The sequence below is a fragment of the Streptomyces sp. NPDC048254 genome (assembly GCF_043201895.1).
Classification (GTDB): domain Bacteria; phylum Actinomycetota; class Actinomycetes; order Streptomycetales; family Streptomycetaceae; genus Streptomyces.
In genome coordinates this window covers 388393-404886 of record NZ_JBICZJ010000003.1, presented here as the reverse complement: position 1 = coordinate 404886, position 16494 = coordinate 388393, and the positions used below count along the sequence as shown (strand labels likewise).

Genomic DNA, 16494 nt, shown 5'->3' with positions numbered 1-16494 from the left:
GGACCAAGCTGGGAGGCGTGCGGTCGATGCGGACGAGCGAGGACGCCGAGCGGGTGGCCCGGCTGCTCGGTGTGTGGCGCGACAAGGCGCCCGTGGGTGTCCCGCTCCGGGACGCGCTCGCCGAGCTGATCGACGGCTCGTACCTGCCCGCCGGGTGGCGCATGCCCGGCCAGCGCGCGCTGGCGACCGCGCTCGGCGTGGCCCGGGGCACGGTCGCCCGGGTGTACGCCGAACTCACGGCGAGCGGCCGCCTGACCGCGACCCGGGGTTCGGGCACGTACGTCCGGGGGGCCATCGGCCTGGTGCGGCCCGACGAAGGGCGGCTGACCTCGTTCGGTGACGGACAGGTGGTCGTCGATCTCTCTTCCGGGGCACTTCCCGGCTCCGAGCTGGTCGCGCGCGTGATGCCGGAGGTCGGCCGGCAGCTGCGCGAGCGCCACCTCCGGGAGACGGGCTACCACCCCGCGGGCCTGCCGGAGCTGCGTGCCGCACTCGCCGCCCGCTGCACGGCGCAGGGTCTGCCCACGCGCGCGGACCAGGTGCTGGTCACCGCGGGCTCTCAACAGGCCGTCTGGCTGATCGCGACCGCCCTCGCGGGGCCAGGCACGTCGACCCTCGTCGAAGACCCCAGCTATAGAGGGGCTCTGGAAGCCTTGGCCGCCGCGGGCGGCCGGCTGCGGGGCGTCCCCTTCACCCCGGCCGGCATGGACCTGAACCTCCTCGAAGCCGCCGTCGCCGACGCGGATCTGCTCTACGTGCAGACCGCGCTGCACAACCCGACCGGCATCCACATGCCCGAGGCACAGCGCGGGGTCCTCGCCGGCATCGCGGCCAGGCACGGCACGCTCGTGGTCGACGACCAGTCGCAGTCGGAGCTGGGCTGGTTCCGCTCCGACCCGCTGCCGGGGCTCGAACGGATGGCGGACCCCGAACGGCTGCTGATCGTGGGCACGCTGTCCAAGCTGTTCTGGGGCGGGCTGCGCGTGGGATGGGTACGAGGGCCGCGGGAGATCGTCGGACGGCTCGCGGCGCTGCGCGGCAGCGTCGACCTGGGCGGCCCGATCGCCGACCAGTTGGCGGCGCTGCAGCTGCTGCCCCAGGCGGATCGGCAGCGGGAGGTGCGCCGCGAGTTCCTGGCACGGCAGTTCGCGGTCACCGCGGAGATCCTCCGTACCGTGTTGCCCCGTTGGCAGTGGAGCACCCCGGTGGGCGGGTCGGGCCTCTGGACCGACACCGGCCAGGACGCGGTAGCTCTCACGCAACGCGCCCTGGCACGCGGGATCCGGCTCACCGCCGGCCCGGCGTTCTCTCCGCACGGCGGACACCGCACCTTCGTGCGGCTGCCCGTATGGCACCCGCAAGACCGTCTCGCCGACGCGGCTCAGATCATCGCCGGCCTGCAGAGCACCCGGTCTCCGTGACCCGTCCAGCAGCGTGGGTGGAGGCACCGCCCGGCAGTCGGGGAAGCCGGGGTCAGCCGCCGCGCCGCACCCGGGCCGCCTCGCGGGCTTCCGCGAGCTTGCGGGCCTCGCTGCTCTTGCGGGACGGCCTGCCACCGGAGCCGCTCTTCGCGTCCTTGGTGCTGCCGAGGCCACGGAACGGGGTGTTGTGGTTCTTGGGGCGCGGCACCGCCGGCCCTCCGTCGAGAGGCTTCCCGGAGGGGGCCCTGGCCCCGGTGATCCGGCTCAGCTCCGCCTCCCCGGACCGCACTTTGGTGACCTTGGGGGCGACGTCGGCGTCCGTCATGACCTGGCTCGTCTCGCGGCGCTGTCCCGACAGGGCGAGTGTCACCACGGTGCCGGAGCGGCCGGCCCGGGCCGTGCGGCCCGCGCGGTGCAGGTAGTCCTTCGGGTCGGTGGCCGGGTCGACGTTGACCACGAGGTCGAGGTCGTCGACATGCAGGCCGCGTGCGGCGACGTTCGTCGCTACCAGGGCAGTGACCTGCCCGTTCTTGAACTGGGCCAGGGTCCGGGTGCGCTGCGGCTGGGACTTCCCGCTGTGCAGGGCGGCGGCGGCCACACCGTTGGCCCGCAGATGCCGCGTGAGCTGGTCGACGCCGTGCTTGGTGTCCAGGAACAGCAGGACGCGGCCGTCCCGGGCGGCGATCTCCGTGGTCACGGCGTACCGGTCCGGGCCGTGCACGACGAAGACGTGGTGCACGATCGCGGAGACCGCGCTGGACGAGGGGTCCACGGAGTGGACGGCGGGGTCGCGCAGGTAGTCCCGCACCAGCTGGTCGACGTCGCGGTCGAGGGTGGCGGAGAACAGCATGCGCTGCCCGTCGGGTCGCACCTGGTCCAGGGCTTCGGTGACCTGCGGCAGGAACCCCATGTCACACATCTGGTCGGCCTCGTCCAGGACCGTGATGCGCACCTGTCCCAGCCGGCATCCCTTGCGGTCGATCAGGTCGTGCAGCCGGCCGGGCGTGGCGACGACGATCTCGGCGCCGTCCCGGAGCGCGGCGGCCTGCCGTCCGATGGACACCCCGCCCACCACGGTCGCGAGCCGCAGCCGCAGCGCCTCGGCGTACGGGGTGAGCACCTCACCGACCTGCTGCGCCAGCTCCCTGGTGGGCACCAGAACGAGCGCCAGCGGCTCCTTGGGCCGCGCGCGCCGCCCGGCCGTCCGGGCGAGCATCCCCAGGCCGAAGGCGAGCGTCTTGCCTGATCCGGTGCGGCCCCGGCCCAGGACGTCCCGTCCCGCGAGCGCGTTCGGCAGCGCCGCCGCCTGGATGGGGAAGGGCACCGTCACACCGTGCTCGTCGAGCACCCGCAGGATCTCGGCCGGCAGCCCCAGCTCCGCGAAGGACACCGCCGGGGGCAGTGCCGCAGTGGCGCCCGACGCCTCGGACACCTCGTCCTGCTGCCGGGCATCGGCACGTGCTGATTCGCTCACAGAAAGCCTTCCTCCGAGGGGACCGTACCGAGGAAGGCGCGGCGGGGACACGGCCGCCGGCCAGGGGACCGCGAACCGGGCACCGACACAGCGACGCTGCAAACGCTCCACGCTAGCACGGGGCACACCGCCCGGACCTCCCACGGTCGCGCCGCTCAGCCGCGGAACGACAGCCGGACCTGCCCGACTACCGTCGTGGTGCCTGGTCGCGAGGGCTGGTGGAATCATCCGCCGGGACGACCGCGTTACCCCCGCGGACACCCGGGCGGAGCCGGCCCGGATGCTGAGAAAGGTGGCGACATGCTGGAGACGGTGGGCCTGACGGCCGACGAGAGCGAGGTGTACCGCCTTCTGGTCGCCACCGGGACGGCGTCCGCTCAGGACATCTCCGGCCGCTCGGACCTCGACGTCGAGACCGCGCGGCTGCTGCTGCGCGCGCTGGAGCACAAGGGCCTGGCGTCGGCGGCCGAGGACAGTCCGGAATGGTTCACGGCCGTGCCGCCGCAGGTGGCCCTCATGCCCCGGCTCCAACGCCACTTCGACGCCCTGGAACAGACCCGGGCCGCCGTCCACGAACTGGCGGAGACACACCGCCGCAGCGCGTGGGCCCGGAGCACGGGCGAGGCCGTCGAGATCATCACCGGCGCGGCGGCACTGCGCCAGCATCTGCGCCAGCTCCAGCACGGCGCCGGCCGCGAGATGATGTGGTTCGTGAAGGCCCACTACGTGGCCATGTCCCCGGAGAGCAATCAGGAGGAGTACGACGCGCTGGACCGGGGCGTGCTCTACCGGGCCCTGTACGAGCAGGCGTACTTCGACGACCCCGACTCGGTGGACTACGTCGTCAAGGGCGTGTGCGCCGGAGAGGTCGCCCGGGCGGTGCCTCTGCTGCCGCTGCGGATGGCGATCGCCGACCGCTCGGTGGCCATCCTGCCGCTGGCCGCCTCGGGCACGTCCCGCAACCCCCGGGAACTGCAAGCCGCGGTGATCCGGGAGAGCAGCCTGCTGGACGCGCTCATCGCCCTGTTCGAACACCACTGGGAGATCGGTGCCCCGCTCCGGGTGACGGAGGAGGGCCAGATCGGCGGCGCCGGCACCACGGATGCCGCCTCGCCCGTCGGGGAGGACCGGCATCTGCTCTCCCTGATGGTCGCCGGCATGACGGACGAGGCGATTGCCGGACAGCTGCGGGTCAGCAAGCGCACCGTCCAGCGGCGCATCCAGGGCCTGATGAGCCTGGCGGGCGTCGCGACCCGTATGCAGCTGGGCTGGCACGCGGCCCGCCGCGAGTGGCTCTGAGCACGGCGGACGCGGCGACGCCCACGGGGCAGGGCCCACCGGACGTGTCCGGCGGGCCCTGCCCGCACCCTTCCGCATGCACTCGCGATGGCGGCTACTTGAGCAGATAGCCCTTGATGACGGTCTCCTTGAAGGAGTTGCCCGCCGCGTCCTCGACGTGGACGCGCAGGCTGACGGAGCCGCCCGCGGCGCGGCGCGGGTGCTCCACGGTCACGGTGCGCTCCATGCCGGAGCCCTTGGCCCGCACCGGCTCCCAGGTCTTCCCCTCGTCGAAGGAGACCTCGGTGGTGAAGACGCGGACGGGCGACTCCGGGGCGCCGGCCGTCCGCTGGATCAGGACCGGGATGTCGAGCTTGCGGCCGGCCTCGGCCCGGTTCCACTCGTCCAGCTTCGGCGACATGCGGACCGCGTACAGCGGCAGCGCCTGCCGGGTCGCCGTGGTCCCCGACCGGAACCGCCATTCCGCCCGCACACTCGTGGAGACGGAGCTGGGGGCCTTGTCACGGTTGTGCTCGACCGTCAGACGATAGTCGGCGGGGGTGGCGTCGGCCGGGACGTCGCTCATGCTCCAGTCCTGGGAGACCAGCTCGCCGTTGCGCCACAGCTTCACGTCGGGCAGGCCGGACGTGGTGTCGGCCACCAGGTCGAGGTTGCCGTTCGCGGCCGACAGGAAGGGCCGGTACATCGTGTCGCCCTCGCGGAAGGCGGCCATCTGGGACGAGAGGCCCACGGCCTGGATACCGCCGTTCCAGCGCTCCTCGACCCGGGAGCCGGCCCGGTAGCCGTGCAGGTCGCTCAGGTAACTCTGCCCGCGCGTGTCCGGGTCGAAGAGGTTGTTCTGGTCGAAGGCCGCCTGCCAGCGCAGGCCGTCGGCCGCCGAGAAGTAGTCGACGCGCCGGGTCGGAACCGGAATTCCCTCCATCGCCCGGCCGCTGAAGCGGATGTTGTCGACGTACGTCCACACGATGCGCGTGGCCGTGGTGCCGGGCGTGGTGGCGGCGAACGTGGTGTTCACCCTGGCCAGCTCCGACTTGCGGGGGTGGTAGGCGGGATCCGCCGGAATGCCGCCGTGCACCGGTCGTGTGAGGTAGTAGACCGAGGCGGGGTTCCCGTCGGGGCCGGCCGGGTCGCCCCAGACGCTGGTGACGAGGTAGGTGAACTTCGAGTCCTTGTACCGGTCCGTCGGCACCGCGTACACGCCGTCGATGTGGTCGGTGCCGATCGCGTTGTACATGGTGACCGAGAGCAGCTGGTCGGCCATGCTGATCGTGCCGATCTCGGCCGACATGATGCGCGCGGAGGGGCTCGGTGCCGACACCGTGACGGGCTTCGCCTTCCGGGCGTCGATGGTCACCTGCCGGTCGGCGCTCATCACGACCTTCGGCACGCCGACGATGGTGCCCTCGGTGAAGGAGGCGTCGAAGTAGAAGCCGCTCACCGAGTAGGTGTCCTTCGGCAGTCGCACCACCGTGCTGCTCCTGCCGAGCGCCTCGACCTCGTACGCCTTGCCGTCGGCCGAGTTGACCAGCAGGTAGGCGTTGTCGGGGGCGGCGCCTGTGCGGCTCTTCATTCCGATGCGCAGGTCGTAGGACGGCTGCTCGACGTCCATGCCGAACGGGACGCGCACCGACACCTGGTCGTCCGCGGTGCTCGCGGTCACCACACCGCTGTAGGCGGCGTACGCCGTGGTGGCTTCCGGGGTCGCGGTGAGGGTGACGTCCGCTGTTCCGTGCGCGGGCACGGTGACCGTGTCGGCGCTGAGCCGGAACAGCCCGGCGGGGGCGGGTACGTCCTTGTTCCCGCTGCTCGGGTTGTCCTTCAGCCGAAGGGTGACCGGCGCGGCGCCCGGGTTGCGGTAGGTGAGGGTCCTGGTCACCGGAGGCCGCTTGCCGTCCGTCCAGCGGATCAGCCCGAAGTCCAGGGCGGTGGTGTCGGCGGTGACGTCCTGGTCGACCGCCCGGGCGACGTCGACGCGGCCGGCGCCCTGGAAGTAGGCGCCGTGCTCCTTGGCGCCGGTCGCCGACTGCATCAACTGGCGCTTGACCTGCTCCGCCGTCCAGTCGGGGTGCTGCTGGAACAGGATGGCGGCGGCTCCGGTCACATGGGGCGTGGCCATGGACGTGCCGCTCATCGCGACATAGCCGTCGTCGGCGGTGGTGCCGCCCGCCCTCGCGGCGACGACGTTGACGCCGGGGGCGATGATGTCCGGCTTGAGGCCGGAGTCGCCCACCCGCGGGCCGACCGAGCTGAAGACGGCGAGGTCGTCGTCCTCCTCGGCCGCGCCGACGGCCAGCGCCCGGTCGTCGGAGGCCGGCGAGGAGACCTTGCCGGGACCGCTGTTGCCGGCCGCGGCCACGACCAGCGTGCCGTAGTCACGGGTCACGGTGTCGACCATGGCCTCGAGGGCGTCGGTGTCCGGGGTGTCCGTGTCGCCCAGGCTGAGGTTGATCACCTTGGCGCCGTGCTGGGCGGCCCAGGCCAGGCCCTCGACGATGTCGGAGTTGTCGCAGTTGCCGTCCGCGGTGCACACCTTGCCGGACAGGATCTGCACGCCGGGTGCCACACCCTTGTACGTGCCGTCGGAGGCCGCGCCGGAACCGGCGACCGTGGAGGTCACGTGGGTGCCGTGGCCGTTCAGGTCGTCGGTGTTCGGCTCGGTGGTGAAGTTCGCGGACTCGGTGACCAGGCCCTTGAGGTCCGGGTGGCTCGGGTCGTAACCGGTGTCGAGCACGGCGACCTTGACGCCGGTGCCGGTGTAGCCCTTCTCCCAGGCGTGCGGGGCGCCGATGCGCGGCACCGTGCTGTCGAGCTGGATCCTGGAGTGGCCGTCCAGCCAGACCCGGCGCACACCCGCTCCGAAGGACGTGGCGTCCGCCCGGCCGGGTGCGATGCCCTTCCAGAACCCGGCGGCGGCCGCGCGGTGTTCGCCGAGGGCCGCGAAGGGGGTCCCGCCGATGGGGCGGACGGTGTCGGCACCGGCGGCGGTCAGCTGTCGCCGGGCGGTGCCCGCGTCCCCGGCGTACTCGACGATCAGCGGCAGACTCGACCGCTGCGCGTACTTGCCCCGGACCAGAGCGGAGACGTTGAACAGCGCCTTGTCCAGGCGGCCCGTGGCGAGCAGCGGGAGCGTGTCGGCCGGTATGACCGTCCAGTCGCGGCCGCTCTGGCGCTTGATGAACGCGACCCGCTCTCGGCCCTCGGCGGGCTCGACCGACACACTCTGCTTGCCGGAGGTGTCCGTCTCCAGCGTGACGCGGTCGCCGGTGACGAGGGTGAGCTGTTGCCGGGAGATGATCGGCGACCGGTCCGCTCCGGTCCCCGCGGCGGCTTCCGTTCGCCCGGTGTGCGGGCCGAGGTCCTGAGCGGCTCCGGGGGCGGCGGTCAGACCGGCCACGAGCGCCACGAGGGCGGCGGCCGCCGCCGTGTGCCGAGGCCGGGGAGGGCGGACCCTGCGGCGCCACCTGTTGTTCATGTCTCTCATGGGAGGACAGCGTGGTGCCGTCAAGTGCCGAGGTCAGCACTTTGCCCTGTCCACCAGGCGTCAAGTCACCTTTACGCCAACTCCCATACTCCACAAAGAGGGCAACGCGACCAGGTTTGCGGCTCATGGACGAACCGAGCGAACCGGGACCTCACAGCTGCCGACGTCGCACCCGCCGAGATGCCGCGCCTCAACCGGCGAGCGCCTGAGCCTCGCCGACGTGCTCGACCTTGATGTAGGGGCTGTTCCTCTCCCCGTACGCCTGTTCCAGGATCGGCCGCGCCTTGTCGGGGTCATCGACCCCGACGAGGACCACCCCCCGCTCGTCCACGCCGACTTCACGCATCTCGAAGGTGCCGTCCCAGCGCTTCATGTCGTCGCTGATACGGTCGGCCAGCGCGTCGAGCGTCTTCCGATTCACGTCCGTGTCGTGCAGTCGCAGGGTCACGCCCTTCAGGGCCGCCCCGCAGACCTCGTCGTCGAAGGCGGCGGACGGGATGCGCCAGATGTCGGCGGTCTGGTGTTTCTCGTCGACGGAGAAACCGGTGTAGACGTCGGAGTAGCGTTTCCGCACCAGCGTGTCGACACGCCCGGCGGCCCGTTGCAGCGGGGAGTCGTCGTCGACACCCGGGCTGCCCACCGGCTTGTGCCCCACGCACGAGGACCTCCCGCTTGTGCCGGTCGTCTGGGTACCGGTCGTCTGGGTACCGGTCGTCACGCTGGGTTCGACGGACACCGTTTCCTCGCCGCACCCCGCCAGCAGCCCCGCCAGCAGGCAGAGACCCACCACCACGGCCGTCCGCTTCCGCATATGCCCCCTCCGTCCCTTTCGCCCTGCGGCTCCGTACTGTGACGCCGGAGCGGGCGGAAGGGTTCGTTCAAGCTGCTGCGTGCGCCGCCTGTCGCCCTGGGGTCAGGTCAGGACACTCGCGGTCGCTCCGGTCATTCGATGGCGCGGCCGAGAACTGCCGTATCGACCTGGCGGTGGTGGATGGCGGCAAGGCACTGTGCGCGACGGACGACCCGGATGCGCCGTGCGGGCTGGACGTGAAGTTCACCAAAGAGTCGTAGCTGGACGGCTCACTTTTTGAGCGCCGCCATGACCCGAGCGTGAGGGGCAAGGCAGCGCTGCCGTCGAGAGTCGGCGTGCACGGCGAGTGTGGTGGGCGCCGCGGAGACGTTCGGCTTCGTCGTGTCAGCGGGGCGGAGCGCGGATCCTTCCAGGACCGGGCGGCCCGTTCCGGTGTTCCCGGTCGGGTTCACGCGTATGGCGCGCACCCGCGCCCCTGGCCGACCTCACACCGAGAACTCGCGTATCACCGTGTCACGGAACACCGCACTGCCGCCGATCGTGAACAGTGCGAGCCGGGTGTCCAGCAGGTACGGGAACACCTGACTGGTGTGCACGTAGCGGCCGTCGTCGACGAACATCTCCACCGACGTGCGGTCCACCAGGATGCGCAGCTTCACCGTGCCGGCGGACGGGTCGAACGGGGTGTGGCTCTCCTGCCACTTGCCGGACGTGTCGGCGTTCACCGTGTTGCGTCGGTTGAGGAAGGCGTAGTCGGCGTAGATCCCGGCGTCGATGTGCCGACCGCCGTCGGGTGAGCGCCTCAACTGGATTCCGGCGCCGGTGAGTTGGGACCAGGTGATCTCGGCCGTCACCTCGTAGGAGATACCGGTGTAGTCGAGCAGCTTGGTGCCGTCCACGGTCACGTCGCCCAGGTTTACGGTGCGGGAGACATGCGAGTCGAGGCCGGCGACGGGCCGGGAGGCCAGGTAGTACCTGTTGTCGGATGCCTTCCGCAGGGTGATCTCGCGGACTACGGAGTCGGTGCCGTTGAAGCCGTCGCAGTCGATGGTGGGGGTGGTGTTGGCGTAGTCCCAGTTGTTCACCCATCCGATCGCGTACCGGGCAGCCGTGTCCACCGCACCGCTCGCGTCCCGCTTCTCGAAGGTGACGGCGCCGTACCAGTCCCAGCCGTGGTCGAGCCACTGCGGGTCACTCGTCTCGGCGGTGAACACACTGCCGTCGAAGGAACCCGTCCAGTAGGCGTACGTGTTGGGCAGCCCCGAGCCCTTCCCGTTGGCGCTCACGCCGAGCACCCATTTCACGGTGCCGTCGCCGGCGGTGATGCGGAACAGGTCGGGACACTCCAGGACGCCGATGCCGTCGTGGACGAAACCGTTCACGTACGTCCAGGACTTGAGGTCGTCGGAGTGGTAGAAACCGATCTTGTCGTTCTCGGCGAGGGCCATCACCCAGCGGCCCCGGTCCTCGTCGCGGATCACCTTGGGGTCGCGGAAGTCGGCGACACCGGGGTTGGGCAGGACGGGGTCGGTCCCGTAGTTGCTGAAGGTGAGACCGCCGTCGGTCGAGTAGTACAGGAACTGCTCCTGGTGGTCGGTGCCGCCGCCGGGGGACATGGTGACGATGACGACGACCGCGTCCGCGCCGAATCCGGCCGTGTCGCCGGTGTCGACCACCGCCGAACCCGACCAGAGATCGCCGTTGGGCGTGGTGTCCTTGGGCACGGCGACCCCGCGGTCGGTGAAGGAGACCAGGTCCGTGGTGGTGGCCAGGCGCCACGCGGTGCCGACGGCACCGGTGAAGTAGTCGGCGTTGTAGAGGTAGTAGTAGTGGTACTCGCCGTCGATCCAGACGGGCCGCTGCGGGTCGTTCTTCCACTGGTCGGGGACCGTGAAGTGGTACGCGGCGCGGTAACTCGTCCCGCACGCAGCGGACTTGGCCCCGGGCTCGGAATTCGAAGCGGCCGTGGCCGTTCCGGCCGGCAGCAGCGTGGCGGCGGTGCCCGCCGCCGATCCCGCGAACAGTGATCTCCTGGAAATCCCCGATGAAATCCCCGATGTTCCGGGCATGACACATCGTTCCTCTCGTGCGGCTCATGTGAACGAGGACTGTAGACCTAACTCGTTAAAGGTCAAGCGTTCCCGACCCTTGACAGGCCTGCCGCCCGGTTCCCATCATCTGGGCATCACCCCTGAACTAACACGAGTTAGGCCCGTTGATGACTGACTCGCACCTCCCCCGCCGCACGCTGCTGCGGTACGGCGCGTACGGGGCCGGAGCAGCCGCCCTGGCCGGGACCGCCGCGAGCTGGGACCGGCTCACGGGAGCCGACATCCCCGGCCGTGACGACGGCTCCCTCGTCGTCGCCACCCTCGGCTCCGCCTTCGACCCGGCCACCGTCGACGCCCTCACCAAGGGCTTCCACCGCCTCCACCCCGACATCCCGCTGCGGGTGAACGCGGTGCAGGCCGTCGACTGGTCGGACTTCTTCGCGAAGATCCTCACCCAGATCGCCGCGGGCACCGCCCCCGACCTGGTGTATGTGGCCACCGAGGGCGTGCAGTTGTTCGCCCAGAAGCTCGGCGTACCCCTGGACCGCTGGGTGCGGCGGGACGCGGCGGAGCTGCGTGAGTACTTCGCCGACGTCCACCCCTCGCTGGTCGAGTCGATGATGTACGAGGGCAACCTCTACCAACTCCCGATGGAGTTCAACGCCGCCGACATCTACCTCAACAAGCAGGTGCTGAAACGGGCAGGCGCGGGCTTCCCGGCGGCCGACTGGAGCCGCGACGACTTCACCGCGCTGCTGCGGGAGATGAAGCGGGCCGGTGACGCGCACTTCACGCCGTACTTCTGGACCAACCGGCTGTGGGGCGGCGTGGTGCCCTGGCTCTTCGCGAACGGCACGAACCTGCTGAAGGAGTCGAAGGCGCCCGGCGGTTCCTGGCTGTGGGACGCCTTCTACCCGGCCGCCGACCGGCAGGGGCGCGGCGGAGGCTTCCGCTGGACGACCCCGCAGGCCACCGCCGACCGGGTCGAGGAGGCGTACGCCTATCTCGCCTCCCTCGTCCAGGAGGGCCTGTGCACCCGGCCCGAGGGCGGCAACGGCAGCAATCTGGTCGGCGTGTTCTCCACCGGCCGCGTCGGCGTCACACCGGCGGGCGGCTTCTGGGCGGGCGGCCTGCACCTGGCCGGCATGCGGGCCGCCGACTACGACGTGCAGTACTTCCCGCGCTGGCGTACCCAGCGCCACCAGTTCGGCGCGGCGGGCTACGCGCTGCTGCGCACCTCGAAGAAGCAGGAAGCCGCCTGGGAGTTCATCAAGTACGCGGCCCGCAAGGACACCATGACCCGGCTGTTCCAGGGCAACCAGACCACCCCGGCCAGGCGTTCGATGCTGAACGCCGCACGCTACGCCGAGAGCGGCCCGGCGCATTGGCAGGTCTTCTACGACACCCTCGACCGGTTCCCCGACACCGGCCCGATCCCCGCGCCGCCGCAGGTCGCCGAGGTGACCGACGTCCTGCTCAAGTACACCGGCACCGCGTTGGCCTCGCCGCATGCGGTGGGTCCCGCGCTGCGCCGGATGCAGGGCGACCTGGAGCAGGCCATGGAGCGTGAGATATGACGAACACCCAGGTCCCGAACGCCCAGGACGACCCGAACACTCAGAACCCGAACGCCCAGGTCCCGGCCGTACGTTCGCGGCCCGCCACGCCACCACCTGCCGTCGCCGTGCGGCCGTCCGTCCGCGACCGCGGCGCCCGGCTGCTGGCCGCGCTGTTCCTGGCGCCCACGGTCGTCGGCATCGTCGTCTTCACGGTCGTGCCGATCATCGGGTCCATCGTGCTGAGCCTGTTCCACTGGAACGTGATCGACCCGCCCCGTTTCGCAGGCGGCGCCAACTACCGTACGACCTTCACGGATTCGACCGTCCTGGTCTCCTTCCGCAACACGCTCCTTTTCATGGTCCTCGCGGTCGCGCTGCAACTGCTGATCGCGCTGGCGCTGGCGCTCGCGGTGAACGGGCGGATGCCGGTGTGGCTGCGGTCGGTGTTCCGTTCGGCGTTCTTCTTCCCGCTGGTGCTGTCCGCCGCTTCGATCTCGGTGGTGATGAAGTACCTGTTCAACCAGGACTTCGGGGTGGTGAACTGGCTGATCGGCCTGGTCGGCGTCGCGCCCGTGCCCTGGCTGACCTCGGAGCACGCGGCGATGGCCACGGTGATCCTGGTCTACGTCTGGCAGCAGTTCGGTTTCTCGTTCCTGCTGTTCGTCGGCGGTCTGAACAACATCCCCAAGGAGATCCACGAGGCCGCCGCCCTCGACGGCGCGACCGGCCTGCGCAAGCACCTCGGCATCACGTTGCCGCTGCTGTCACCGACGCTGCTCGTCGCGTCGGTGGTCGGCATCATCAATGCCCTCCAGGTCTTCGAACAACCCTACGTCCTCACCGACGGCGGACCCGGCGACGCCACCCGCACCGTGGTGATGGTGATCTACGAGAGGGCCTTCGAGCAGCTCGACTTCGGCGAGGCATCCGCGGTGGGCGTGCTGCTCTTCGCGCTGATCATGGCGGTCACCGCCGTCCAGTTCCGGCTCAGCCGGCGTTTCGTCCACTACCAGTGAGCCGGTGAGCCGCATGAGCGCTATGAGCCAAGCAACCCCGACCCTGAAAGCAACCCCGACCCTGAGCCGCGTACGTCATTCACTCGCCCCCTGGGCCCGGATCGCCGCACTGACCGTGTGCGCCCTGCTGACGCTGGGCCCGGTCATCTGGACCGTCGCCACCTCGCTGCGGACTCCGGCCCAGTCCTTCGACCTGCCCCCGCAGATCATCCCGACGCACCCGACGACCGCGGCCTACCGCGGGGTCTTCCAGCAGATCGACGTGTGGCTGCTCGCCCTGAACTCCACGCTGGTGACGGCACTGATCGCCGTCGGCCAGATGATCACGGCGGGCCTGGCCGGATACGCCTTCGCGCGCCTGGAGTTCCGATTCAAGAAGCCGCTCTTCGGCCTGGTCCTGGCGACGATGATGGTGCCGTTGCAGGTCACCATCGTGCCGGTGTTCCTGGTGCTGAAGTCGATGGGCCTCACCGACACGCTCCTCGGCCTGATCATCCCAGCCTTCCCGACGGCCTTCGGCACGTTCCTGATGCGCCAGTACTTCCTCGGTATGCCGAAGGACCTGGGCGAGGCGGCCATGCTGGACGGCGCGGGGCCCTGGCGGATCTTCCGCTCGGTGTACGCGCCGCTGGCCGCACCCGGCCTGGCGATCGTCGGCGTACTGGCCTTCAACTACCACTGGAACGAGTTCTTCCGCCCGCTGATCCTGGAGACCTCCGGCCAGAACTACACGCTTCCGCTGGGGCTGGTCTCCCTCCAGGGCAACCTCGGCACCGGGTCGATCTCGGTGGTCCTGGCCGGGGTCGTGCTCTCGATGCTCCCCGCCCTCGCCGTGTTCGTCGTCGGCCAGCGCCCTCTGCGCGAGGGCATCACCTCGGCAGGAGTCAACCGTTGAGCAATGACCCCAACGCGCCGCGTTTCAGGGTCCGTCCGATCGTCGGCTGGATCAACGACCCCAATGGGCCGTTCCGTTGGCGGGACCGCTACCACCTCTTCTACCAGCACAACCCCGACGCACCGGTGCACGCGAACGTCCACTGGGGTCATGCCTCCAGCGCCGACCTCGCGCACTGGGAGCACCACCCGATCGCCCTCACCCCGACGCCGGGCGGCCCCGACGAGGCCGGCTGCTGGTCGGGCTGCGTGACCGACGACGCCGGCACACCGACCGCCGTATACACGGGAGTCGACCGTGCCCACGCCGGACTCGGCACCATCTGCCTGGCGCGGGCGGCGGACCCGGACGACGAGCTGCTGACCGAGTGGAAGCCGCTGCCGACGCCGGTGGTGGCCGGGCCGCCGCCGGGACTGGACGTGGTGATGTTCCGCGACCCGTTCGTCTTCCGCCACGCGGACCGGCGCTGGGCCCTCGTCGGGGCCGGGCACGTCGACGGCACGCCATCGGTCCTGCTCTACGACTGCGACGACCTGACCGACTGGCGGTTCGCCGGTGTGCTGCTGGACGGCAGGGACCCGGTGGCGGCGGGCGTGTTCGGCGACAAGTCGGTGGGCTGGGAGTGCCCGCACCTGTACCGGACGGCAGGCGGCGACCATGTGCTTGTGGTGTCTCTGTGGGACGGGGATCCCTGCTCCACCGGCTATATGACGGGTCGTCTGGAAGCCGATGGCCAGCGCACGTTGAGATTCGCGCCGCGCGCCGGCGGCCGACTCGACCACGGTCGGGACTTCTACGCTCCCGCCGTGCTCCAGGAGCCGGACCGCGCACTGCTGTGGGGCTGGTCGTGGGAGGCCCGCCCGCAGGAGGAGATACACCGGGCCGGATGGGCGGGCGTACTCACCGCGCCACGAGTCGTCGACATCCACCCCGACGGTTCACTGCGGGTGAGTCCGGCGCCGGAACTCGAACTGCTGTGCCCGGCCGAACCGTTCGTCACCGCGCCGGGCCGGGTTCCGCTTCCACATACGTACGACCTGACGGTCACCGCATGTGCACCGACCACGGTAAGCCTGCTCCGGGGCGCGGCGGGCCGGGAGCTCACCATCCGGGCGGACCCTGCCTCGGGGACCGTCGTCCTCGACCGCAGCGCCTGGCCCCGGACCGGCAGGGAAGGCTCCGCCCCGATCACCGTGCGCGTGCCGAAGGGGCCGGAACTCGCGCTCCGGCTGCTCGTCGACGGCTCGCTCCTCGAACTCTTCGTCGCGGAACGGTCCATGATCACCGAACGCGTCTACCGGCGCCCCGGCGACACCGCCGAGCTGGTCGTCGACGGGCCGGGCGCCCGGGTCACCGGGTGGGCGCCGGACCCACGGAGGCGCGGCTGACCACGGGGCAGGCCAGGCGCCGGACGGTCGCGGGCGGCGTACGGCCGGCTTCGATGGCGTCCAGGAGCAGCCGGGCCGCCGCCTCGCCCATCGCCCGGTGCGGCAGCGCGACCGAGGTGAGCGGCGGGGTGAGGAACGCGGCCATGTGCTCCTGGTCGTCGTAACCGACCACGGACAGATCGGCGGGCACGTCGATCCCGAGCCGGGTCGCGGCGTGCAGGACACCCGCCGCGACCCGGTCGTTGTAGCACAGGACGCCAGTGGGGCGACGGCCCGGCTCGACCCCGTCGAGCAGGCGCAGCGCCCCCGCGTATCCCGCGGAGATCTCCCCGCCGCCGCGCACGATCCACTCCGCGGGCACGGTGACGCCCTCGGCGCGCAGCGCGTCGCGGAAGCCGCGGGTACGTTCCACCGAGGCGATGTCGTCCAGACCGCCGATCACGGCGAGCCGGCGGTGGCCCGCACCGAGCAGCAGCCGGGCCGCGGTACGGCCACCGGCGCGCTCGGCAGGGACCACGGCGGGCAGGGAGTCGTCCTCGGGCAGGCAGTTGGCCAGCACGGAGTGGGTGCGGTGCAGGCCCTCGGGGACGCGGACCCGGCGCAGTGACATGGCCGCGTAGATGATGCCGTCCACGCGCCGGTCGAGCAGTTCCGCGACGGCCGCGTCCTCCTTGGCCGGGTCACCGCCGGAGTCGACGGTGAGGACGAGATGGTCGCTGTCCCAGGCGGTCTCCATGGCGCCGCGCAGCAGCCGGCCGGCGAACGGCGAGGACGCGATCTCATCGGTGACCAGCCCGATCACGGCCGTACGGCGACGGCGCAGACCGCGGGCCACCGGGTCGGGCCGGTAGCCCAGCTGGGCCGCGGCCTGCCGGATGCGTTCCTGGGTGGCGGGCGAGAGGTTGCCCTCGGCCCGTCCGTTGAACACGAAGGACACCGCGGTGTGCGACACGCCGGCGAGCCGGGCGACGTCCCGTGACGTCGGGCGCCCGGTGCCCGTGCTCCCGCTCTCCTCGGCACCGCCCACGCCGTCCGCCGCCCTCACCCAGCCCGTCCCTGTCGATCACCGTCCACCCTATCCGCGGGGAGCGCCGGGGCA

General features: G+C 71.2%; 11 protein-coding genes. 6 read left to right on the top strand and 5 right to left on the bottom strand.

Annotation, left to right across the window (positions count from 1 at the left end; all coding sequences use genetic code 11):
- Positions 1-26: 26 nt before the first annotated feature.
- The gene (locus ACGFZQ_RS11500; protein WP_393840150.1) at positions 27-1421 is read left to right on the top strand and encodes a PLP-dependent aminotransferase family protein; all 1395 of its coding nucleotides are present in this window, start codon (positions 27-29) and stop codon (positions 1419-1421) included.
- Positions 1422-1473: 52 nt separating this feature from the next.
- On the opposite strand, the gene ACGFZQ_RS11495 is transcribed toward ACGFZQ_RS11500, so the two are convergent.
- On the bottom strand, positions 1474-2895 hold the full coding sequence (locus tag ACGFZQ_RS11495) for a DEAD/DEAH box helicase (RefSeq protein ID WP_393840149.1): 1422 nt from the start codon (positions 2893-2895) through the stop codon (positions 1474-1476).
- Positions 2896-3195: 300 nt separating this feature from the next.
- On the opposite strand from ACGFZQ_RS11495, the gene ACGFZQ_RS11490 reads away from it, so the two are divergent.
- Positions 3196-4194 carry a helix-turn-helix domain-containing protein gene (locus tag ACGFZQ_RS11490; protein ID WP_393840148.1) on the top strand — a complete coding sequence of 333 codons (999 nt, stop codon included), beginning with the start codon at positions 3196-3198 and terminating at the stop codon, positions 4192-4194.
- A 94-nt stretch (positions 4195-4288) separates the two neighbouring features.
- Here ACGFZQ_RS11490 and ACGFZQ_RS11485 read toward each other — a convergent pair whose 3' ends face one another.
- The 3 genes from ACGFZQ_RS11485 to ACGFZQ_RS11475 all read right to left on the bottom strand — a co-directional run bounded on the left by ACGFZQ_RS11485 (position 4289) and on the right by ACGFZQ_RS11475 (position 10555).
- Positions 4289-7666, bottom strand: coding sequence for a S8 family serine peptidase (locus ACGFZQ_RS11485; RefSeq protein ID WP_393840147.1), 3378 nt, complete (start codon positions 7664-7666; stop codon positions 4289-4291).
- A gap of 199 nt (positions 7667-7865) precedes the next feature.
- Entirely contained in the window at positions 7866-8486 is a 621-nt protein-coding gene (locus tag ACGFZQ_RS11480; RefSeq protein ID WP_393840146.1) for a hypothetical protein, read from the bottom strand.
- Positions 8487-8971: 485 nt separating this feature from the next.
- Positions 8972-10555 carry a glycoside hydrolase family 32 protein gene (locus ACGFZQ_RS11475; RefSeq protein ID WP_393840145.1) on the bottom strand — a complete coding sequence of 528 codons (1584 nt, stop codon included), beginning with the start codon at positions 10553-10555 and terminating at the stop codon, positions 8972-8974.
- 149 nt (positions 10556-10704) lie between these two features.
- Between ACGFZQ_RS11475 and ACGFZQ_RS11470 the strand changes: the two genes are divergently transcribed.
- The 4 genes from ACGFZQ_RS11470 to ACGFZQ_RS11455 are packed head-to-tail and all read left to right on the top strand — an operon-like array spanning position 10705 to position 15395.
- On the top strand, positions 10705-12114 hold the full coding sequence (locus ACGFZQ_RS11470) for an extracellular solute-binding protein (RefSeq protein WP_393840144.1): 1410 nt from the start codon (positions 10705-10707) through the stop codon (positions 12112-12114).
- Entirely contained in the window at positions 12111-13112 is a 1002-nt protein-coding gene (locus ACGFZQ_RS11465) for a carbohydrate ABC transporter permease (protein ID WP_393840143.1), read from the top strand. Before ACGFZQ_RS11470 ends, ACGFZQ_RS11465 begins: the two co-directional genes overlap by 4 nt.
- Positions 13113-13134: 22 nt before the next feature.
- Positions 13135-14007: a carbohydrate ABC transporter permease gene (locus ACGFZQ_RS11460; protein ID WP_393840142.1), complete on the top strand. Its 873-nt coding sequence runs from the start codon at positions 13135-13137 to the stop codon at positions 14005-14007.
- Positions 14004-15395 (top strand): glycoside hydrolase family 32 protein, encoded by a 1392-nt coding sequence (locus tag ACGFZQ_RS11455; RefSeq protein WP_393840141.1) that lies wholly within the window; start codon positions 14004-14006, stop codon positions 15393-15395. The genes ACGFZQ_RS11460 and ACGFZQ_RS11455 overlap by 4 nt, the downstream gene beginning before the upstream one ends.
- Here ACGFZQ_RS11455 and ACGFZQ_RS11450 read toward each other — a convergent pair.
- On the bottom strand, positions 15358-16422 hold the full coding sequence (locus tag ACGFZQ_RS11450; protein WP_393840374.1) for a LacI family DNA-binding transcriptional regulator: 1065 nt from the start codon (positions 16420-16422) through the stop codon (positions 15358-15360). The genes ACGFZQ_RS11455 and ACGFZQ_RS11450 overlap by 38 nt on opposite strands.
- Positions 16423-16494: the final 72 nt, after the last annotated feature.

Bases quoted from the DNA above. Each gene is read 5' to 3' on its own strand.
- ACGFZQ_RS11500 (WP_393840150.1), top strand. From the start codon at position 27: ATGCGGACGAGCGAGGACGCCGAGCGGGTGGCCCGGCTGCTCGGTGTG.
- ACGFZQ_RS11490 (WP_393840148.1), top strand. From the start codon at position 3,196: ATGCTGGAGACGGTGGGCCTGACGGCCGACGAGAGCGAGGTGTACCGC.
- ACGFZQ_RS11485 (WP_393840147.1), bottom strand. From the start codon at position 7,666: ATGAACAACAGGTGGCGCCGCAGGGTCCGCCCTCCCCGGCCTCGGCAC.
- ACGFZQ_RS11480 (WP_393840146.1), bottom strand. From the start codon at position 8,486: ATGCGGAAGCGGACGGCCGTGGTGGTGGGTCTCTGCCTGCTGGCGGGG.
- ACGFZQ_RS11475 (WP_393840145.1), bottom strand. From the start codon at position 10,555: ATGCCCGGAACATCGGGGATTTCATCGGGGATTTCCAGGAGATCACTG.
- ACGFZQ_RS11470 (WP_393840144.1), top strand. From the start codon at position 10,705: ATGACTGACTCGCACCTCCCCCGCCGCACGCTGCTGCGGTACGGCGCG.
- ACGFZQ_RS11465 (WP_393840143.1), top strand. From the start codon at position 12,111: ATGACGAACACCCAGGTCCCGAACGCCCAGGACGACCCGAACACTCAG.
- ACGFZQ_RS11460 (WP_393840142.1), top strand. From the start codon at position 13,135: ATGAGCCAAGCAACCCCGACCCTGAAAGCAACCCCGACCCTGAGCCGC.